The organism is Micromonospora sp. CPCC 205558, from assembly GCF_036902955.1.
GTDB lineage: Bacteria > Actinomycetota > Actinomycetes > Mycobacteriales > Micromonosporaceae > Micromonospora.
The window spans coordinates 289,632-309,224 of record NZ_JBAKHR010000001.1 but is presented as its reverse complement, the minus strand read 5'-3'; the positions used below and the strand labels follow the sequence as shown (position 1 = coordinate 309,224).

Genomic DNA, 19,593 nt, shown 5'->3' with positions numbered 1-19,593 from the left:
CCTCTCGTCGTCACCGGGCAAGGCCCAGCAGTCGGGCCGCGTTGTCCTTCAGGATGCCCGGGAGCACGTCCGGCTTGAGGTCGGTCGTCTGCACGTCGCGCAGCCACCGGTCGGGGGTGAGCATCGGGAAGTCGGTGCCGAAGAGCACCCGTCGCTTCAGCATCGAATTGGCGTAGCGCACCAACTCGGCGGGGAAGTACTTCGGGCTCCAGCCGGACAGGTCGATCCAGGTGTTGTGCTTGTGCGTGGCCACCGACAACGCCTCGTCCTGCCAGGGCACCGACGGGTGGGCCATGATGATCTGCAGGTTGGGAAAGTCGGCCGCGATCGGGTCGAGCAGGATCGGGTTCGACAGGCCGAGCCGCAGACCGTAGCCCCCCGGTGTACCCGCGCCGATGCCGGTCTGCCCGGTGTGGAAGAGCGCCGGGACGCCGGCCCGCTCCAGGAGGCCCCACAGCGGCGCGTACTCGTCGTGGCTGGGATCGAAGCCCTGCACCGTGGGGTGGAACTTGAAGCCGCGTACACCCTCCTCCTGGATCAGCCGGTCGGCGAGTTCGAGAGCCGCTCCCCCGGTGCGCGGGTCGACCGACCCGAACGGGATGAGCACGTCGGCGTGCTCGGCCGCCGCGCGGGCGATGTCGGTGCTCGACAGTGGCTGGTGCTTCAGCTGGGTACGCGCGTCGACGGTGAAGACGACGGCCGCCATGCGCCGCTCGCGGTAGTACTGTGCCACCGCGTCGACCGCGGGCCGTGGGCCGTCCGTCCTGAAGTACGCGGACGCCGCCGCCACGAGCGGCTCGGGCAGCGAGGTGTGACCGTGGTCGTCGACCTCGATGTGCACGTGCATGTCGATTGCCGTGACGTCGTCGAGGTCGATCGCTGACTGGTACATGGGGGGCCAACCTCCGTCGGGCGGGTGCTCGGGTCGGTCAGGGCGTCGCGGGCTCGAACTCCTCGGGGAGTTTCGGGAAGCGTTCACCGACGCTCTGCGCGGCACCGGCGAACGTCGTCGGCCAGGCCTCCACGAGCGCGTCGTACGTCCAGCCGCCCTCGCGGTGCGCGGTCAGCGCCGCCTCGGGGTGGGTCCAGATCTGCAGGCGGTCCCCGCCGACGCCGATCACCTGCCCGGTCACCGAGGCCGCCGCGTCGGAGCCGAGGAACGCGACGAGCCCGGCCACGTCGTCCGTCGTGCCGAACCCCAGCTCCTGTCGGAAGAACGCGGGCATCGGCTCGCCGTTCGCCTCGGCCCGCACCGCCGCGGCGAAGTAGGGGACGGTGGCGGTCATCGCGGTCGCGGCGACCGGAACGACGGTGTTGGCGGTGATGCCGGCCCGCTTGAGTTCGAGCGCCCAGGTACGGACCATGCCGACGATGCCCGCCTTGGCGGCCGCGTAGTTGGTCTGGCCGAAGTTGCCCCGCTGCCCGGTGGGTGACCCGACGCAGATGATCCGCCCGCCCTCGCCGGCCTGCCGCATGTGCTGCACCGCTTCGCGCACCGTGGTGAACGTGCCGCGCAGGTGCACGTTGATGACGGTGTCGAAGTCGTCGTCGCTCATCTTCCACAGCACCGTGTCGCGCAGCAGGCCAGCGTTGGTGACGAGGATGTCCAGCCGCCCGAAGTGCGCGACCGCCGTGCTGACGAGCTCTTTCGCGGTCTCGGTCGGGCCGACCGGTGCGACCACCGCGACGGCCCGGCCGCCGGACGCCCCGATCGCCGCCACGGCGTCGGCGGTGGCCTCGGGGTCGACGTCGTTGACCACGACCGAGGCGCCGCGCCGCGCCAACTCCTGTGAGTAGGCGAGGCCGAGCCCCCGCCCGGCGCCGGTGACGATGGCGACTTTGCCGGCCAGTGACATGAGTGCTCCCTTTCGTCGATGCTGTTCTGCGCACGAAGGTGGGAGGAACACGCGCACCGGCAACGTAATGCAGAATTTGATCGGGCGTCAACGATTTGCAGTCTGTCTACATGCGACGGGTGCCCGGGGGTGGGTCCATCAGCGCCCGGGAGACCACCCGGCCGGCGGCCCGCACCAGCGGTGCCAACGCCACCGGGTCCGCCTGGTCGTGGGCGACCACCAGCGAGATCGCCGCCACCACACCCTCCGGTACGCGGATCGGCGCGGCCACCGAGAGGGCGTCCATCGTGACCTGACGGTCGCTGACCGCGTACCCGGCCCGGCGCACGTCGGCGAGGCAGCGGCGCAGCCGCCCAGGGTCGGTGATGGTCAGCTCGGTGTACCGCTCCAGCGGCGCGGCCAGCACCTGCTCCTGAACCTCCGCAGGCGCGTGGGCGAGCAGGACCAGCCCGACGCCTGTGGCGTGCAACGCGAAGCGACCCCCCACCCGGGTGAGCACGGGCACCGCGTGCCGCCCGGCGATCCGTTCGATGAAGACGAGTTCGAGGTCCTGCCGGACGGCGAGCTGGACGTTCTCGTGGGTCACCTCGTACAGGTCCTCCATGACCGGCAGGGCCACCTCCCGCAGCCCCAGGCCCCTCGGGGCCAGCGAGGCGACCTCCCACAGCCGCAGACCGATCCGGTATCGCCCGTCGTCGCCGCGCTCCAGCGCCCCCCACTCGACCAGCTCGGCGGTGCGTCGGTGCACGGTGGGCAGTGGCAGCCGGGTGCGCCGCGCCAACTCGCTCAGGGTCAACGCCGGGGTGGCCGGGCTGAACGCGTCGAGCAGCGCCAGCACCTTGCTCGTCACCGACCGCCCCGGTTCTGCGCGCACCCCGTCATCATCCCCGCCCGCGCCGGGCGCTCACAGCTCCAGCACGAGTCGGGGCGTACGGGCCCGGGAGACGCAGATCATCATGGTGTCCCCGGCGGCCCGTTCCTGCGCGGTGAGCAGGCTGTCGCGATGCTCGGGCACGCCGGCGAGCACCGGGGTCTCGCAGGTGCCGCAGGTGCCCTCCCGGCAGGACGAGAGGACCTGCACACCGGCCTCCTCCACCGCCTGCAGGATCGGCGTGCCCGGCGGCACGGTCACCGTCCGCCCGGACAGCGCGAGCTCGACCTCGATCGTCGTCTCCGACGCGCCGGAAACGGCCTGCGCGGTGAACCGTTCGACGTGCAGGCAGCCGGGGGGCCAGCTGCGGCACAGCTCTTCCACCGCGCTGATCAGTGGTTCCGGACCGCAGCAGTAGACGAGCCCGGTGCCGGGCCGACCCAGCAACCCGACCAGGTCGAGCAACCCGGTCTCGTCCTGCGGGTGCAGGCTCACCCGGTCGCCGTACTTCTCCCGCAGGGTGGTGGCGAAGGCCATCGTCGCGCGGGTGCGTCCCCCGTAGACCAACCGCCAGTCCGCGCCCGCGGCGTCGGCGGCGGCGACCATCGGTGCGATGGGAGTGATCCCGATGCCACCGGCGACGAAGAGATAACGCCGCGCCGGGACCAGCGGGAACGTGTTACGCGGTCCGCTCACCCGGACGGTCGCGCCGACGGTGAGCCGCTCGTGCGCCAGCCGGGAACCGCCGCGTCCGTTCGGTTCGCGCTGCACCGCGACCCGCAGGACGGACCGGTCCGCCGGGTCGCCGCAGAGGGAGTACTGCCGGACCAGCCCGGCGCCCAGCTCCAGGTCGATGTGCGCGCCGGGCGTCCACTCGGGCAGGTCACCGCCGTCCGGGCGACACAGGCGGATCGCCACGGTTTCGGCAGCCACCTGCTCCCGGCCGGCGACCACCAACTCCACCCCGGTCAACACGTCCACCGTCACTCGCGCATCGCCAGTCGCCTCGGCGGTCCGGGGACCGGCACAGTCAGGCCCTGGTGGCCCTGCGGGTGGGCGAGCAGCCACTCCCACAACTCGATCGGGTCCTCGGCGAGGCGTTCGGCCCCGCAGTGGCAGATCCCGCGCAGGGTGTCGGTGCCCGGCACCCAGTGGATCCGGTAGACCCGGTCACCAGGCGCAGTGCCCGCCCGGGACCTCACCGCGTCGCTCCCACCGTTCCCGACTCCACCATCCGGGCCAGCAGCCGCCGGGCGGCCAGGCCACCGGTGTCGATGTTGATGCTCAACTCCTGGTACCTGTCCGGTTCGGTCGCGATCACCTGCTCCAGGATGTTGAGCGCGGTCACGTCCTGCATGACCACTGTGTGGTTGCTGTGGTGGAGGTACTCACTGACCGACTCGTCGTCGATCGCGAAGTCCCGCGCCACCGCCCAGAAGTCATAGGTGGTGTGCTCGGTCGACGGGGTGATGGCGTACACGATCTCGGCGTGGAACGCTTCGCTGTCCTCGCCCTCGGCGGGCGGGTGGACACCCTGCGGGGCGATCCGGCTGTGCAGGAGGTAGAGGCAGGGCGGGTGGTATTCGATGTCCTGCCATCGGGTGATCCGGCCCTGGATCCCGGTCGAGCGCGCGTAGAACGGCGGGCACTCGGCGTCGTCCATGTGCCGACTGACGTAGACGATCCCCCGGTCCTCGTCGACCTCGGTGGTGATCGGGGTGTTCGCCACCTCCGGCGTGCCGATGTAGCCGCCGTGCAGATAGGTCTCGTGGGAGAGATCCAGGAGGTTGTCCACCAGCAGGCCGTACCGTGCGTTCAGCGGCGCCATCCCCCGCACCACCGCGTACCGCGGGTCGGCGAGCCACGGCGCGCGGGGAATCGTGGCCGGGTCGGCGCGATCCAGGTCACCGATCCAGACCCAGATGAAGGAGTCCTGTTCCACCACCGGGAACGAAACCACCCGCGCGGTGCGCGGGATGCGCTGTTGACCGGGTACGAAGACACACGCGCCGGTCGGATCGTAGGTGAAGCCGTGATAACCGCAGACGATCGTGTCGCCGTCGAGCCGGCTCTCGGACAGCGGGAAGCGCCGGTGCACACACCGGTCGGCGAGCGCCACCGCCTTCCCGGCACCGGTGCGGTACAGCACCAGCGGCTCACCGAGCACCGTACGGGCCAGCAGATCCCGCCCGACCTCACTGCCGTAGGCCGCCACATACCACTGGTTACGCGCAAATGCCATGCGACCGGACCTCCATGCGGACGGACGTCGATGGAGTTCGCATCATCCCGTGTGGTGTCCACGGTGGTGACTGACGCTTTCACTGGGTGAAAGCCGAAGCACTCAGCCCTCGCCGGACTCCCGCTTCTGCTGCTGTTCGGCGCTCGACGATCGGCGACTCCTGCTCAACCGGTCGCCTCGTCCTGCGCCCGCAACCCGTGCAGGTCGTAGCTGAACTCACCGGCATCCAGCCGGGCCCGCAGCCGGGTCTCCTTCTCGATCCGACTCAGCGTCGCGGCGGCCACCTCGGCCGCACTCCCCCGCGCCACGACCACGGCACCGTCGGCGTCGAGCACCACCACGTCGCCCGGGTTGACGGTCGTCCCACCCACGTGGACCGCGACGTCGAGCGAGCCCCGCGCACGCTTGGTCGCGCCTCGTACCCGTTGCCACCGGGCCCAGATCGGCAGCCCGAGTTCCCGGAGCTCGTCCACGTCGCGTACCGCCGCGTCCGCCAGCAGGCCCGCCGCGCCAGCGACCTTGGCCTGGGTGGCCAGCAGCTCACCGATCAGGGCTACCGGTGCGGGCTCGGGCATGGTGAGCACGAGCACGTCGCCCGGGCGCACCAACGTCATCGCCTCGTGCGCGGCCCGGTTGTCGTCCTGACCGCAGCGGACGGTCCGCGCCACACCGGCGACCCGGGTGCCCGGAACGATCTGGACAAGGTCGACGTCGAGCAGGCCAGACCGGCCGGCGGCCTCGTAGACGGTCGCCACCCCGCCGGCAGCCAACGTCTCGATCACACCCGGTCCGACGACCGCCACGTCACGAAGCTCGCTCACAGTGCCCCCACCACGTTCGGAATCAATCGCTGGAACGCCTCGGCCTGCCGAACGGCGGGGTCGCCGGTCACCCGGCGAGCGTGGTTGCCACGCTGATCGGCCCGCTGCGTGTAGTAGTCGCGCAGGTAGCCCTGGGCGCCCATCGACGCCATCGCCTCCTGCTTGGCCGCCATCGCATCGGTGATGTCGACGAAGACGGTGGGGACGAACCCACACAGCTCGGGCTGGTGCGGTTCAAAGACCAGGAACTCCGAGGGCGGGGCGGTCCGGAAGCCACTGGACACCCCGGCTCCCGCGGTGAGCTGCCGGGCGGTCGCCACTGCGGTGTGCGCCACCGGGTGATCCGGGTTGAACGGGTCGCGGTCCGGGTGGGTGAGCACCACGTGCGGCGCGTACTCCCGCATCAGCGCGGCCAGGCGGTCGATGTCCTCGTCCCTGATCCGCAACGGGTAGTCGCCGAGATCGAACGTCTCCAGACGGGCGCCGACCGCGGCGGCGGCGCGTTCCGCCTCCGCGTGCCGCAGCCGCTTGACGTTCTCCACCGTCTGGTTCGGGTCCTTCCAGAGCTCACCGGACTCGCCCCGTTCTCCGTAGGAGAGCGCCAGCACGACGGCCTCACCACCCGCCATGGTGTGCTTGGCGATCGCCCCGGCGGCCCGCCAGACGAAGTCGGCCGAGTGGGCACCCACCACGAGCATTCGCCGCGCGCTCATGCTGGCACCGTCGCCTTGGGCATCGCCAGACGACGGGAGTTGACCACCGCCATGACGTGAATCTCCTCATCGGTGAAGCCGGCGTCGAGCAGGCGGTCGGCGAAGAGCGCCAGACCGTCCTCGACCGGCGGGTTGAAGGGTTGCCCGAGGTCGCTGGAGAGGACGGAGTGCGCCGTGCCGACCGCCCGGATGGTGGCGAACAGCTCCACCCAGGCGACCTTGCCCGAGTGCGGGGTGGTGAAGCAGCGCTCCAACAGGGCACCCGCCTCGGCCAGCTCCCGCTGCTGCTCGGCCGGCAGCCGCTGGGAGGTGAACTCGGGATGGGTGACCACGATCCGGCGTACGCTCTCTTCGCGGGCGGCCCGGACGACGGCGACGATCTCGTCGCCGCTCAGGTGTCCGGTGGCGAGTGTGATGTCGTGCCGGGCTATCACCCGCAGCACCTGGCGTACCCGCTCGAGAACGCGCCCTTCGTCATCGACGACCTCGACCGGCTCCGGCACGATGCCCTGGCTGTGCAGGTCGGCTTGGAACGCCCCCCACATCGCCGGCATGGCACCCGGCAGATCGGTGGCGGTGTTACGCCGCTGGTTTCCGGAGTCCACCGTCGGCATCCAGACGATGCGCGCGCCCTGCCGTGCCGCGACCTCGACGGCGACGGGGTTGATGCCGCCCATGGCGCCGTTGAGAGTGATCGCGCCGAGCGTGTCGACGCCGGGGACCACTTTGCGGACGACGGCCGCCCGCTCGGCCGTGGCCACGTAATGGGACTTGAGGACGAAACCGGCGAGCCCGACCTCGGCACACCGGTACGCCAGATCGACGTCGTCGATCCGCCGCGCCATGACGTCAGGGGCCACGTGGACGTGCGTGTCGTAGGCACCGCGGACCAGGGCGCGGGCCCGAGCGGACGGGGCAGGGTGGTCAGACATCGTGCTCCTTCGAAGGGTTTCGCGGCTCTGCCGAACCGGCTGTCCACCGTCCACGGGCCTGTAGCTGCGTAAATGGCTCCTTCGCAGGGCCCAGGGAATGAGATCCGTGAATCAGTCCGGCAACAGTCGTGGCGATCATCATCTACGATCATTCATCGACAAGAGCAATGTGGACAGCCTCGGCCCGTGCGGTCTTTGTCGGCATGGCGCGCCGGCGCCTTCCCCGAGACTCTCAAGCTGGAGGCAGCACATGGTCAAGCGCTCTCGCACCCTGGTGGTGACGTTGCTCGCCGCGGCCCTTGCCGCGACCGGTTGCAGCGGTTCTGATGACAAGAGTGGCGACCCGACCGGCAAGGAGACCGACAGGGTCGCCTACATCACCGCCTTCGGCGCTGTGGGTCGGGACGCGTTCGCCTGGGTGGCGAAGGAGAAGGGCTACTTCGCCGAGGCCGGCATTGAGGTCGACATCAAAGAGGGCGCTGGCAATCAGCAGAACCTGACGGCCCTCAAATCCGGTCAGGTCCAGTTCGGTGCGCTCGACTTCACCGGTGCCGTGATTCAGGCGGGCAAGGGTGAGTTCACTGACTGGCGGGCCATCGCCGCCGTACACCAACAGACGCTGATCTCGGTGATGACCACCGCGGACACCAACATCACCACTCCGAAGGACCTGCAGGGCAAGACGATGGCGACCGGCGCCGGGTCGGTGACTGAGCTGCTCTTCCCGGCCTACGCCCGGCTGGCCGGGTTCGACCCGAAGACGGTGAAGATCGAGGGCGTCCAGGCCACGGCGCTCAACGGACTCATGGCCAGCCGGAAGGTCGATGCGCTGGGTACATTCCTGCTCAGCCGCAACGCGCTACAGGCCGCCTCCAAGAAGGAGGTGGTGGTGCTGCCCTACAGCGACTATCTGCGGGACCTTTTCGGCAACGCGATCATCACCACTCCCGCGCTCATCGAGAAGGACCCCGACCTGGTGCAGCGATTCACCGACGCGGTGCTGAAGGGGCTCCAATACAGCATCGAGCACCCGGACGAGGCCGCCGCGATCCTCAACAAGGTGAAACCCACCTATGCCGTGGCAGCGGGCAAGGGCGAGATCGATGCGATGTCCCCGCACGTTCGCCCCGCGTCAGGTGCCCCGATCGGCTTCATGGATGAGAAGCAGGTGGCTCAGACAATCACCGTCCTACAGGGTGCCGACCTGATTCCACCCGGCCTGACCCCGGAAAAGGTCGTCGACCTGAGGTTCGTGAAGAAGTCCTGACGGAAGATCATCGTGACTGACCGCCGCCCGCCGTCACAACGCTGGCCCCACGTCGGGCTGCCCGCGCTCGGTGGGGTGCTGGCGATCGCGCTCTGGTGGCTGGCCACCTGGGCCTTCGACATCGAGCCGTTCTTCCTGCCCGCACCCCCGGACGTGGTCGACGCGTTCGTCCGGCTCCCTGGCTACCTCGCCGAGCAGACGATGGTCACCTTCCTGGAGACCGTCATCGGGTTCGGGATCGCGGCCGTGGGTGGGCTCCTGCTCGCCGTCCTGCTCGCCGCCTCCCGGACGGTCGAGCGGATGGCCCTCCCCATGATCGCCGGAATCAACGCGGTGCCGAAGGTGGCGCTCGCACCGCTGCTCCTGGTCTGGATCGGGTTCGGCTACGAAACCAAAGTCGTGATGGTCGTGCTGCTCTGCTTCTTTCCGATCCTGGTCTCGACCATGGCCGGGCTGACCTCGACCCCGAACGAACTCGGCGAACTCGCCCGGTCCCTCTCCGCCTCGTGGTGGCAGACCTTCGTGAAGGTACGACTCCCGTGGGCCCTGCCGCAGGTCTTCGTCGGACTGAAGGTCGCGACCTCGCTGGCCATCATCGGCGCGACCATCGGCGAGGTGATCAACCCCGAGGCCGGGCTCGGCTCGGTGATCGCCAGTTCCGGCCAGTCCGCCGACACTCCGCTCGCGTTCGCGGCGCTGACCCTGCTCGCGCTGATGGGCGCACTGCTCTTCTACCTGATGGCCGGCCTCGAACGCCTCCTCGCCCCGTGGGCACGGGCGATCTCGTCGTAGAAGCGCCTGTCAGGCTCTGTGGCGTTCGCGGCGGCTGCTTTGAACCGGGACCGCCGCGCGGTGCGCGGTCGTGGCTCTCGCACGTGACGGTGTGGCTGCCGCCGGCGGTACGGCAGCCACACCGAAGTGTCACCTGTTCTGCTTCTCCTGGCACGGCACGCAGAAGCGGGCGTGCGGAAGGATCTCGAGCCGCGCGGCCGGGATGCTCTGCTGGCACCGCTGGCACGCACCGTAGGTGCCGTCGCTGATCCGGCTCAGCGCACCGGTGATCTGCTCGATGTTCTGACGGGTGGCCACCAGCAGCGCGGCCTGGTTGTGGGCCTCGCCCGGGTCGCCGGTGTCGGCGTTGAGCTCGGTCAGTTCCCGCAGCCGAGCCGTCTGGGTGGCGAAGTCGTCCGCCAGGGACGCTCGCAGGTCAGCCAGCCAACTCTGGTCGAGAGTACGACGATGGTCGACGCTCATGCTCTGCCTTCCTTCAAGGGGATTGGGCGGGAAAAACAAAAAGGGCCGAAGCTTGGATAGCTTCGCCCTGGCGGTCGTGCTGGATATGCAACGACTCCGCGGGTGGGCCTCGGCCGGTTCGCATCGGGCTCGACGCTGTGTGCGTCTGCGCGATGCGCGGCGTGCGGACAACCGGCACCCGCATGTCGGCCTTGAGGCGGGTCGCCGTCGGGACCCGGACAGCACCGCCTACCGCCACCTCGGTGGCGGCGGGCGAGCGGAAGGTCACCGACAGCATGCCCCCACCATAGATCGGTGTCTGCGGTAAAGCCAACGTCTGCGGTGATGCCTCAGATCGTCCGGATGTGCCGCGGGACGCCCTCGAACCGAGGCAGACGTTCTCCTGACAGTTGGGTTCCGGCCAGCTATCTGTGGTCGTCCGGAGGCTGCTGCTTCGTCAGGTGGAGCAGCCACCCCTCGCCGGTGCGGATCAGCGCGTATCGCCGGCTGCCGGTGCGGCCGTGCAGGGTGAACAGCATCCGGCGGTCGGTGCGGTCGTGCTCCTCCCAGGTGCCGATGTCGGCGATCGACTTGTCGACGTCCTCGTAGGTGAGGTGATCGAGGTCGTGATCGGGCACTGCGATCGCGAGCCGGTTGTCGCCGGGGTTGCCCGGCAGGCCGCGGGGCACCGCCCACGAGCGCAGCACACCGTCCTCCTCGAGCCGCAGGTCGAAGTGCGGTCGCGGTTTGCGGTGGTCGTGCAGGACGAAGGCGGGTGCCACTGCCCCATTCTCGGCGCCGGCCGGCCGTCCCGCCTGCCGACGCGACCACCTCGCGAGCCTGGGTGAGCGGAATCCACGCGGTTCAGAGGAATTTGCGTGACGCGCATATTTGCGTGCCACGCAACTAGTGCTACCGTGGGGGCATGACAGGGCTACGGGAGCGCAAGAAGGCCGAGACTCGGGCGGCGCTCGGCTGGGCCGCGATCCACCTCAGCGCCGAGCGCGGCTACGACAACGTCCGCGTCGAGGACATCGCCGAGGCCGCCGGCGTCTCCCCCCGCACCTTCAACAACTACTTCTCCAGCAAGGCCGAGGCGATCGCCTCCCGCCACCTCGACCGCAGCCTGCGCACCGCCGCCGCGCTGCGCGGACGCCCCGCCGACGAGCCGCTCTGGACGGCGCTCACCCAGGCCGCGTTGGAGCAGTTCACGCCCGGCCCCGAGGTCGAGGCGATGCCCTCCCCCGCACACGCCCAGTGGGTCGCCGGCGTCCGCACCATGCTCGCCGAGCCCGCGCTGCAGGGCGAGCGGCTGCGCGCCGTCGCAATCGCCGAGGCCGAGCTCGCCGCTGCGGTCGCCGAACGCACCGGCACCGACCCCGCGACCACCATGTATCCGAGGCTCGTCGCGGCCGCCGCCAGCGCCGCCGTCACCGTCGCCATGCAGCACTATCTGGACAGCGCCGACCCACCCGCCCCGATCGAACGCCTCATCACCGACGCCTTCGCCCAGGTCGCCGCCGGCCTTCCTGCCCCGTCGCACTGAGCCGCCCGCAGTCCAGAGACAACCTCACCCGCCTCAAGCCGCTCACACTCCCGCGGCAGACCGGCCACGTGCCGCGCCTGCCGTGGCGATGACGCGCACCCCGAAAGGACCACGATCGTGATCGATGTCGTCATCGTCGGGGCCGGCCCCAACGGCCTCATGCTCGCCTGCGAGCTGGCCCTCGCCGGCGTGCACCCCGTCGTCCTCGAACGCCACACCACGCCAACCGGCGAGGCTCGCGCCAACGGCCTCGTCGGGCAGGTCGTCCGCCTGCTCGACCGGCGCGGCCTCTGCACGCGGCTCAGCGGCGAGAGCACCCCGCCGGTGCCCCAACCAGGCTTCACCTTCGGCGCGTTCCCGCTGGATCTCACGATGCTCGCGGAAAACCCGCACTACGTGCTCGGGGTGCCACAGGCCCAGCTCGAGGCCGCCCTCGCCGCCCGGGCCACCGAGCTCGGCGTCGACCTGCGCCGCGGCCACGAGGTCGTCGACCTCCGCCAACGGCCCGACGGGGTCGAGGTCGACCTCGCCGACGGTACGCAGTTCTTCAGCCGTTTCCTCGTCGGCGCCGACGGTGGCCGCAGCGCGGTGCGCCGGCTGGCCGGTATCGACTTTCCCGGTGTCACCACGGACCGGTCGATCTCCCGCACCGCCACCGTGACCGTGCCCGCGTCATCCCTCGACCCCGAGACGGGCGGCCTGCGCGTCCCCGGCTACGGCGTCGTCCCGCCCTTCCAACACACCCGTACCGCGCGTGGCCTGATCGCCTGGGCCCCGTTCCCCGGCCGTCCGGCGATCCTGAGCACGACGGAGTGGCCCGACACACCATCGATCGACGAAACCCCCATGGACCTGGCGGAGTTCCGCGCCAGCGTCGCCCGGGTGCTCGGCGCCGACATCCCCCTCGACGCGCCGGACGGCCCCGGCCTGCTGCGGCGACTGACCGGCCGCAACACCCGCATCGCCGCCCACTATCGCGCCGACCGGGTGCTGCTGGTCGGCGACGCCGCGCACGTGCACCCGGCGATCGGTGGGCCCGGCCTCAACCTGGGCCTGCAGGACGCCGTCAATCTGGGTTGGAAGCTCGCCGCCACGGTGCGCGGCTGGGCACCGCAGGGGCTGCTCGACACGTACGAGACGGAGCGTCGCCCCGTCGCCGAACGGGTCGTCATGTCCACCCAGGCGCAGTCAGCGCTCATCGGCCCCGGCGACGAAATCACCGGCCTGCGGGAACTCTTCGCCGAGTTGCTGCGCAGGCCGGAGGTGACCGGGCACATCGCCGCGCTGATGTCCGGCGCGGACATCCACTACCCCGCCGACCCCGCCGACCCGTTGGCCGGCCGTTGCGCCCCCGACGTGATCGTGCACGGCGAGCACGGCCCGATACGCCTCGCCGAGCTGACCCGCACCGCCCGGCCACTGCTGCTGGACTCCACTGGCGCCTACGCCGAGGTCGCCGCGCCCTGGCGGGACCGCGTCGACCTGGTCACCGGGCAACTGGAAGGCACGCCCGTCACCGCGTTGCTCGTACGCCCCGACTGCTTCGTCGCCTGGTCCGCCGGGGACGTCGACACGCTACGCGCCGCGCTCACCCACCATTTCGGCCTTGCACGATGACCAGGCAGGGCCGGGCATGGCCCGACGGCAGCAGTCACCCCGTCGGCCATGCCCGGCCATGCCTGGTCCCGTTCAGTGCCCGTACGCGTGGGACGCCTTCCAGTCCTCCACCGAAGTGAGCGGAACCGGCGCGGGCCGCTGCACCACGGTCGTCAGCTCGATCCGCTGACCCTCCGCCGCCGACCGGAGCAGGCTGGTCATCGTTTCGAGGACGTGCAGCGCGACGTCGCCGCCAGCGCGTGGCGGACGCTGATCGTCGGCCCTGACCAGGTCGATCAGACCGATGCCCCGGGAACCGTCGGCATAGCCGGCCTGCGGTTCGAGAGCGCGCCATTCGGTGCCGCCGAGCGCGAAGAGGCGGACCTCACCGTCGAAGTAGTTCGGGTCGGGCACCGCGAGCGTGCCGGCCTCCCCGTGGACCTCGATCGGTGCGGCCGTCGTCATGACGCCGTCGAAGCTCGTCGTGATTGTGGAGAGCGCACCGTTGGCGTGCTCGAGCACGCCGGTCAGGTGGGTGTCCACCCCCACCGGGACCCGCTGGCCGGTGCGCGGGCCCGAGCCGATGACGCGCTCGGCGCGCAGGCGGCTGGCGGCTCCGGTCACCGCGCGAACCGGCCCGAGCAGGTGGATCAGCGCCGAGATGTAGTACGGCCCCATGTCCAGCAACGGGCCGCCGCCCGGGGCGTAGTAGAAGTCGGGGTTGGGGTGCCAGCGCTCGTGCCCGGGGGTGACCATGACGGCCGAGGCGGACATCGGACGCCCGATGAGCCCGGCGTCGATCACCGCCCGCGCCGTCTGCGTACCCGTGCCCAGGACCGTGTCCGGCGCGCACCCGACGCGCACGCCCGCCGACGCGGCCCGTTCGATGACCGAGCGGCCGTCCGGGAACGTCACGGCGAGCGGCTTCTCGACGTACACGTTCTTGCCCGCCTCGATCGTGCCCAGCGAGATGTCGGCGTGCGCTGCGGGGATGGTGAGGTTGAGGACCGTCTGCACGTCCGGGCGGGCGAGCAGACGCTCGACGCTCAATGCCTCGGCGCCCGGGATCGTGGCGGCGACCGCCGACGACCGGGCGGCGTCGAGGTCGGCCACCGCGACGATGCTCACCTCGGGATGGTCGGCGAGTGTGTCCAGGTAGGCGCCGGAGATGACCCCGAGACCTACGACGCCGACGCGGTGCGGGTCGCCCACACCATCCCCCTCTCGATGACGGTACGAACGCCTACGTGCTCCAGCACGTCGAGGCTGTGCCCCGGGGTCGTCACGACGATGCGCCCGGCACCCCAGAGCCGGGTCCAGATCGCCGGCGAGGTGACCGGCCGGTGCCACGGATGCCACGCCTGCGTCGGGTGGGTGGTGACCGCCAGCACGTCGATCAGGTCGTCGTGCAGCACCCAGTACTGCTCGGTGACCAGGTCGAAGTCGTCGATTCCGGCGGTGATCGGGTGTTCCCGGCCGAGGTCGGTGATGCGCACCGCGTGGGGCAGGAAGTTGTCCTCCTCGCCACCGTGACGTGCACACGGCTCCAGGCCCGGATGGGTCGCGAACTGGCCACCCACCAGATGCAGGTAGTCGGATGATGCACGGAACGAGTCCACGATGCCGCCGTGCCAGCCGGTGAAGCCCGTACCGGCGATGACCGCCGCGCTGAGACCTGCCACCTGCTCGGCGGTGATCTGCGACATCGTCATGCACTGCACGACGAGGTCGGTCTCGGCCATCGCGGCGGCGTCGGCGTAGATCTCTGTCGACTCCTCGACCCGCACGGCATAGCCGCTTCGTTCGAGGAACGGGATGAACAGCTCCGTCGCCTTGACCGGCTGGTGCCCCTCCCACCCGCCCCGAACCACCAGTGCCCTCTGCTGCGCCACCCTCGCTCCCTCCCACGGTCTGTCACCACCGGGCTGGCCGCTTCCGCCCCGGCTCCGTGCCATCGATGCCCATGCGCGGCGGGCACCGCCACCGTACCCGTGGTCGCCGACAAAGCCGGCGTCCGTCGGCCTCCGGATTCCACACTGAGCGGTCTGCTTGAGCGCCCATCGACTGATCAACCGCTACGGCGGTTACCCCACAGGCGAGGGCTCTGGACCGAGCCCCGGCCGCCGAGGTGCTGACCCTTGCCATGGGGCTGAGGCGAGGCGGCCTTCTTGCCCTTCGCGCGTCGGGCAGCCCGATTCGCGGGAACGGCAGGCAGATCCGCCTCTGTCTCGGTCTCGGCCGTCGTCGACGTGTCGGCATCCACCTCGTGGGCGTCCTGGGCAGGCTCAGGCTCCGGCATCGGGTTCTCCTTGGCTGTGGTGGGGTCCGGCGGGCCGTCGACGGCCGACAGACACGGACTGATCGACGCCGGGGTGCGGGCCTTGACGGTAGCGCAACGCCGGGCCGTCCTCGACCGGCGAGCCCCCGGACCGCGAACGCATCGCCGCAACTGGATACTTCTCCTGGCCCGATCCGACGGGCGCCCGTGCCGAAGCTCGCCATGATCGCGCGGCCAGAGTTGCGGCCCAGTATGCGGAGGTGGGTATTGGGCCGTCCGGAGAAGCCCGTGGACCCGACGGCGGGCCCGGTGCAACGGTTGGCGTGGCAGTTACGACAGTTGCGGGAGCACGCGGGCAACCCGAGCTATCGGCTCCTGGCTCGGCGCGCCCACTACTCGGCAAGCACGTTGGCAGACGCGGCGAAGGGCGACCGGCTGCCGTCGTTGGAGGTGACGCTCGCCTACGTCCAGGCCTGTGGCGGGGACCTGACCGAGTGGCGGGCACGGTGGTCGGCCATCGTCGAAGCGGCGGAAGCCTCCGGCACCGCCGAGACCACCTCCCAGCGCTGCCCGTATCAGGGGCTGACGGCATTCCAGCCCGAGCAGGCGGAGCTGTTCTTCGGCCGTACGGAGCTGGTCGGACGGCTGCTGGCACGGGCCGATCAGCGGTGCCTGAGTGCAGTCATCGGGGCTTCCGGAAGCGGCAAGTCCTCCTTGCTGCGAGCCGGTCTGCTGGGAGCCATCACCGCCGACCGTGGGCTGGCGCGGCGGTGGCGGACGATGTTGTTGACGCCGACCGAACGCCCGCTGGAGGCGTTGGCCGCCGAGGTCGCGAAGTTGACCGGCCAGGATGCCCCAGAGGTCCGGAAGGATCTGGCGGCCGATGCCGCCGCGCTCGACATCGCGGTGCGCACCACATTGGCGGGCGGCCCGCCGCAGGCCCGCGCGCTGCTGGTGGTGGATCAGTTCGAGGAGGTGTTCACACTCTGCCCCGACAAGGCGGAACGTCGCCGGTTCATCGAGGCGCTGCTGGACGCCGCGCAGGGGCCTGACCGCCGCACCACAGTGGTGCTCGGGGTACGCGCCGACTTCATCGCCCACCTCATGCAGTATCCGAACCTGGCCGCCGCACTGGACGACGAGGCGTACCTTCTGGTGCGGCCGATGAGCCCCACCGACCTGCGGGAGATCATCATCCGGCCCGCCGCCCAGGTCGGCATGGGCGTCGAGGCCGACCTGGTCAGCACGGTGCTCGCCGACGCCGCCGACGAGCCGGGCGCGCTGCCGCTCGTCTCGCACGCGCTCCTCGAAACGTGGCAACGACGAAGCGGGGAGACCCTCACCCTGTCGGCCTATCAGGCCAGCGGCGGCGTACGCGGGGCGATCGCCCAGACTGCCGAGCGGGCCTATGCCGGCTTCGGGGCAGCCGAGCAACAAGCCGCTCGCCGGGTCTTCCTACGGCTCACCGCACTGGGCGACGGCACCGAGGACACCCGGCGGCCCATCATGCGCACCGAACTCGACGGCATCGCCGACGAGGCTGTCACCGCACGAGTTCTGGACCAGTTGGCCGAATCCCGTCTGGTGGTCATGGGCGACGGCACGGTGGAGGTGGCCCACGAGGCACTCATCCGGGCGTGGCCGCGGCTACACCGATGGCTGACCGATGATCGCGCGAACCTGCTGATCCACCGGCGGCTCACCGAGGCCGCGCACACCTGGGCGGCGCTCGACCGTGATGCCGGGGCCCTGTACCGGGGAACGCAACTACTGGGCGCACAGGCCCTGGCCGAGGACCATCCGGAGGAGCTCAACGAGCTCGAAGGCTCTTTCCTGCACGCCAGCTCCGCTCTCGCCGAGTCCGAGCAGAACGCCGCCCGGCGTCAGGCCCGCCTGTTCAAGCGTTTCGTCGCAGGCATTTCCACGCTGCTGGTACTGGCCCTGCTGGGTGGCGGCGTCGCCGTACGACAACGCCAGGACGCCCGCCGACAACAGGTCGCCACCCTCTCCGGTGAACTGTCGCTGCAAGCCCGATCCCTGCTCGCCACCGATCCCGATCTGGCCGGCCTGCTCGCCGTCGAGGCCGACCACCTCAACTCGAACACCGAGACCCAGGGCAGCGTGCTCAGCGCGGCAGCCGCGCCCCGCCGCACCGAACTCAACGTCGGCGGGCCGTCCATCTACACGGTCGCGTTCAACCCGGACCACTCCCTGTTGGCCTCCGCGGCCGGTGACGGCACCATCGGATTGTGGGACCCCGCACGTGGCACGCGGATCGCCACCCTCTCCGGCCACACCGGTCGGACCGCCGACCTGGCCTTCGCGGACCACGGAAGGCTGCTCGCCTCCGTCGGGATCGACAGGTCCATCATCATCTGGGACGTGGCGACGCGCCAACAGACGACCCGGTTGACCGAGGACAGCCTCGGGTCGGGACTGGCCTTCAGCCCCGACGGGACCAAGCTCGCCGTCGGCCTCACGGGCGGCCCCGGCGCCGATGCGAACGCCGGCCGTGCCGGCGACATCGCCCTCTACGATCTGCGGACGACAACTCGCACAGTGCTGCGCGAGCACCGGCACCCGGTCAGATCGCTCACGTTCAGCCACGACGGCGCGATCCTCGCCTCCACCGACGGGGTGGAGCACCCGGCCGCCTGGCGGGTGGCGACCGGCACGGTGTTCGCCAGACTGCCCGCCGAGCATGTCTTCTCGGTCGCCTTCGGTCCCTCCGGGTATGTCCTCGCGGGTTCCGCCGACGATCGCGGGGTGTATCTGTGGGATCTTGCTGGCGACCGGCCGGTCAGCCTTCCGCCACTACCGCTGGCCGGCCGCTATGCATGGACCATCTCCGCGCCCACCGACAGCAGGCTCGCCGTGGCTGACGAGAACGGCGCGATCACCATCTGGGACGTGCGTCGCCGCGAGTCCCTGCAGACCTTCCAGGACCGGGGCCGCACCGAAACCGTATCCGTCGCACTGAGCCCGGACGCGGCGATGCTCGCCTCCGCCGGCTTCAACGGAACCATCGTGCTCCACCATCTGCGGGACGCCCCGTTCAGCGGTTTCACGGCACAGGTCAAAGACATGAAGATCAGCCCGGACGGCAGCCGGGTCGCCTCGGCGGGCAGCGACGGCACCGTCCGCCTCTGGGACACCGACGGCAGGCAAGTGGCCGTCCTCGCCGGGCACGCGGACGAGGTGCAGGCCGTCGCGTTCAGCCCCGACGGGACCCGGCTCGCCGCCGTGACCCGGAACAACATCATCACGATCTGGGATCTCCACCGTCAACGACACGCCACACGACCGATCGTGTCCAAGGGAATCGGTGCGTCCACGGACGTCGCCTTCGATCCCGGTGGTCGTCTCGTCGCAGCCGCCACGCTCGGCCCCTTCATCTGGGACGTCGGCGACATCGACAACCCGACCGACATCACGGCCAGGTTCCCGGCGCAGATCGTGACGTCGCTGGCCTTCACTCCGGACGGCCGCCGCCTCCTGGGCGCGAGTGTGGGCGGCTTCGTCAACACGTGGGACGTCACCACCGGCAAACTTCTCAGCCGAGTGAAAAGCCAGCAGGGCACGGTGCAGGACATCGCGGTCAGCCCCGACGGGGCTCTGCTCGCGACCGCCGGCGACAGCCGTACCGTCAAGCTCTGGGACGCCGCGACCGGCAGCGAACTCGCCGTTCTGCACGGCCACACCGCGCCCGTACAGGTCCTTGCCTTCAGTCGCGACGGCCGCCGGATGGCGTCCGCCGGTGACGACCGCACCATCGTCGTCTGGGACACCGTTACCCAACAACGCGTTGCGACCCTCAGCGGCCATGGCGCGAGAATCCGCGGGCTCGCCTTCACTGCGGCCGGAACTCTCCTCTCTGGCGCCGAGGACGGCCGGATCATCCGCTGGTCGTTCGATCTCCGCGCCGCCAGGGCCCGGATCTGCGCCACGGTCGGCCGTGCGCTGACCCGGCAGGAGTGGGCGACGCACATCCCGTCGGAGCGGTACGACCCCGCCTGCGGCGCCCCACCGAGTCGCTGACTGAGCTGCGCAGACATCCCGAAGGATTGTCCGACGTTGTTTGTCCGGTGCCGCGGCTCTGTCGGACAACCTCGCCCCGAACCAGCCTGACTCCAGGACACGAGCCGTGCGGCCGGTGTCCACCGAGGAACTCGATCGCCCGGGGAGCAGCCCGACGGGGGTCCCCGGGCATCGACAGACGCCGCGATGAAGGAGAACTC

At 70.5% G+C, this 19,593-nt stretch carries 19 protein-coding genes; 5 read left to right on the top strand and 14 right to left on the bottom strand.

Annotated elements, in window-relative coordinates; translation table 11 throughout:
• Positions 1–10 precede the first annotated feature (10 nt).
• The 9 genes from V6U86_RS01310 to V6U86_RS01270 all read right to left on the bottom strand — a co-directional run bounded on the left by V6U86_RS01310 (position 11) and on the right by V6U86_RS01270 (position 7,435).
• Positions 11–892, bottom strand: coding sequence for an amidohydrolase family protein (locus tag V6U86_RS01310; RefSeq protein ID WP_334497444.1), 882 nt, complete (start codon positions 890–892; stop codon positions 11–13).
• Between the two features lie 37 nt (positions 893–929).
• Entirely contained in the window at positions 930–1,856 is a 927-nt protein-coding gene (locus tag V6U86_RS01305) for an SDR family oxidoreductase (protein WP_334497442.1), read from the bottom strand.
• 106 nt (positions 1,857–1,962) lie between these two features.
• Entirely contained in the window at positions 1,963–2,730 is a 768-nt protein-coding gene (locus V6U86_RS01300; RefSeq protein ID WP_334497440.1) for an IclR family transcriptional regulator, read from the bottom strand.
• Positions 2,731–2,760: 30 nt separating this feature from the next.
• Complete coding sequence (locus V6U86_RS01295; RefSeq protein ID WP_334497438.1) at positions 2,761–3,714, bottom strand: PDR/VanB family oxidoreductase; 954 nt, start codon at positions 3,712–3,714, stop codon at positions 2,761–2,763.
• Positions 3,711–3,929, bottom strand: coding sequence for a hypothetical protein (locus tag V6U86_RS01290; RefSeq protein WP_334497436.1), 219 nt, complete (start codon positions 3,927–3,929; stop codon positions 3,711–3,713). The genes V6U86_RS01295 and V6U86_RS01290 overlap by 4 nt, the downstream gene beginning before the upstream one ends.
• Positions 3,926–4,969: an aromatic ring-hydroxylating dioxygenase subunit alpha gene (locus tag V6U86_RS01285; RefSeq protein WP_334497434.1), complete on the bottom strand. Its 1,044-nt coding sequence runs from the start codon at positions 4,967–4,969 to the stop codon at positions 3,926–3,928. The genes V6U86_RS01290 and V6U86_RS01285 overlap by 4 nt, the downstream gene beginning before the upstream one ends.
• A gap of 164 nt (positions 4,970–5,133) precedes the next feature.
• The gene (locus tag V6U86_RS01280; protein ID WP_334497432.1) at positions 5,134–5,790 is read right to left on the bottom strand and encodes a 4-carboxy-4-hydroxy-2-oxoadipate aldolase/oxaloacetate decarboxylase; all 657 of its coding nucleotides are present in this window, start codon (positions 5,788–5,790) and stop codon (positions 5,134–5,136) included.
• A complete protein-coding gene (locus tag V6U86_RS01275; protein ID WP_334497430.1) occupies positions 5,787–6,503 on the bottom strand; it encodes a PIG-L deacetylase family protein in 717 nt (238 codons plus the stop codon). Before V6U86_RS01275 ends, V6U86_RS01280 begins: the two co-directional genes overlap by 4 nt.
• Positions 6,500–7,435 carry a DUF6282 family protein gene (locus V6U86_RS01270; RefSeq protein ID WP_334497428.1) on the bottom strand — a complete coding sequence of 312 codons (936 nt, stop codon included), beginning with the start codon at positions 7,433–7,435 and terminating at the stop codon, positions 6,500–6,502. Before V6U86_RS01270 ends, V6U86_RS01275 begins: the two co-directional genes overlap by 4 nt.
• A gap of 106 nt (positions 7,436–7,541) precedes the next feature.
• Here V6U86_RS01270 and V6U86_RS01265 point away from each other — a divergent pair, with 106 nt between their 5' ends.
• Together V6U86_RS01265 and V6U86_RS01260 are read left to right on the top strand one after the other, a co-directional pair.
• On the top strand, positions 7,542–8,702 hold the full coding sequence (locus V6U86_RS01265; RefSeq protein WP_334497427.1) for an ABC transporter substrate-binding protein: 1,161 nt from the start codon (positions 7,542–7,544) through the stop codon (positions 8,700–8,702).
• A gap of 12 nt (positions 8,703–8,714) precedes the next feature.
• Entirely contained in the window at positions 8,715–9,494 is a 780-nt protein-coding gene (locus tag V6U86_RS01260; protein ID WP_334497425.1) for an ABC transporter permease, read from the top strand.
• A gap of 129 nt (positions 9,495–9,623) precedes the next feature.
• On the opposite strand, the gene V6U86_RS01255 is transcribed toward V6U86_RS01260, so the two are convergent.
• The 3 genes from V6U86_RS01255 to V6U86_RS01245 form a co-directional block, all read right to left on the bottom strand.
• Positions 9,624–9,956: a TraR/DksA family transcriptional regulator gene (locus V6U86_RS01255; protein WP_334497423.1), complete on the bottom strand. Its 333-nt coding sequence runs from the start codon at positions 9,954–9,956 to the stop codon at positions 9,624–9,626.
• A gap of 13 nt (positions 9,957–9,969) precedes the next feature.
• Complete coding sequence (locus tag V6U86_RS01250) at positions 9,970–10,233, bottom strand: hypothetical protein (protein ID WP_334497421.1); 264 nt, start codon at positions 10,231–10,233, stop codon at positions 9,970–9,972.
• A 127-nt stretch (positions 10,234–10,360) separates the two neighbouring features.
• Positions 10,361–10,717 (bottom strand): DNA polymerase ligase N-terminal domain-containing protein, encoded by a 357-nt coding sequence (locus tag V6U86_RS01245; protein WP_334497419.1) that lies wholly within the window; start codon positions 10,715–10,717, stop codon positions 10,361–10,363.
• Positions 10,718–10,860: 143 nt separating this feature from the next.
• Here V6U86_RS01245 and V6U86_RS01240 point away from each other — a divergent pair, with 143 nt between their 5' ends.
• Both V6U86_RS01240 and V6U86_RS01235 read left to right on the top strand, forming a co-directional pair.
• Positions 10,861–11,481 carry an acyl-CoA-like ligand-binding transcription factor gene (locus tag V6U86_RS01240; protein WP_334497417.1) on the top strand — a complete coding sequence of 207 codons (621 nt, stop codon included), beginning with the start codon at positions 10,861–10,863 and terminating at the stop codon, positions 11,479–11,481.
• A 117-nt stretch (positions 11,482–11,598) separates the two neighbouring features.
• Entirely contained in the window at positions 11,599–13,098 is a 1,500-nt protein-coding gene (locus V6U86_RS01235) for an FAD-dependent monooxygenase (protein WP_334497415.1), read from the top strand.
• 72 nt (positions 13,099–13,170) lie between these two features.
• On the opposite strand, the gene V6U86_RS01230 is transcribed toward V6U86_RS01235, so the two are convergent.
• Together V6U86_RS01230 and V6U86_RS01225 are read right to left on the bottom strand one after the other, a co-directional pair.
• A complete protein-coding gene (locus V6U86_RS01230; protein WP_334497413.1) occupies positions 13,171–14,289 on the bottom strand; it encodes a Gfo/Idh/MocA family protein in 1,119 nt (372 codons plus the stop codon).
• Positions 14,259–14,969: a ThuA domain-containing protein gene (locus V6U86_RS01225; protein ID WP_334497411.1), complete on the bottom strand. Its 711-nt coding sequence runs from the start codon at positions 14,967–14,969 to the stop codon at positions 14,259–14,261. The genes V6U86_RS01230 and V6U86_RS01225 overlap by 31 nt, the downstream gene beginning before the upstream one ends.
• Before the next feature lie 674 nt (positions 14,970–15,643).
• Between V6U86_RS01225 and V6U86_RS01220 the strand changes: the two genes are divergently transcribed.
• Positions 15,644–19,393: an nSTAND1 domain-containing NTPase gene (locus V6U86_RS01220; RefSeq protein WP_334497409.1), complete on the top strand. Its 3,750-nt coding sequence runs from the start codon at positions 15,644–15,646 to the stop codon at positions 19,391–19,393.
• Positions 19,394–19,593 lie beyond the last annotated feature (200 nt).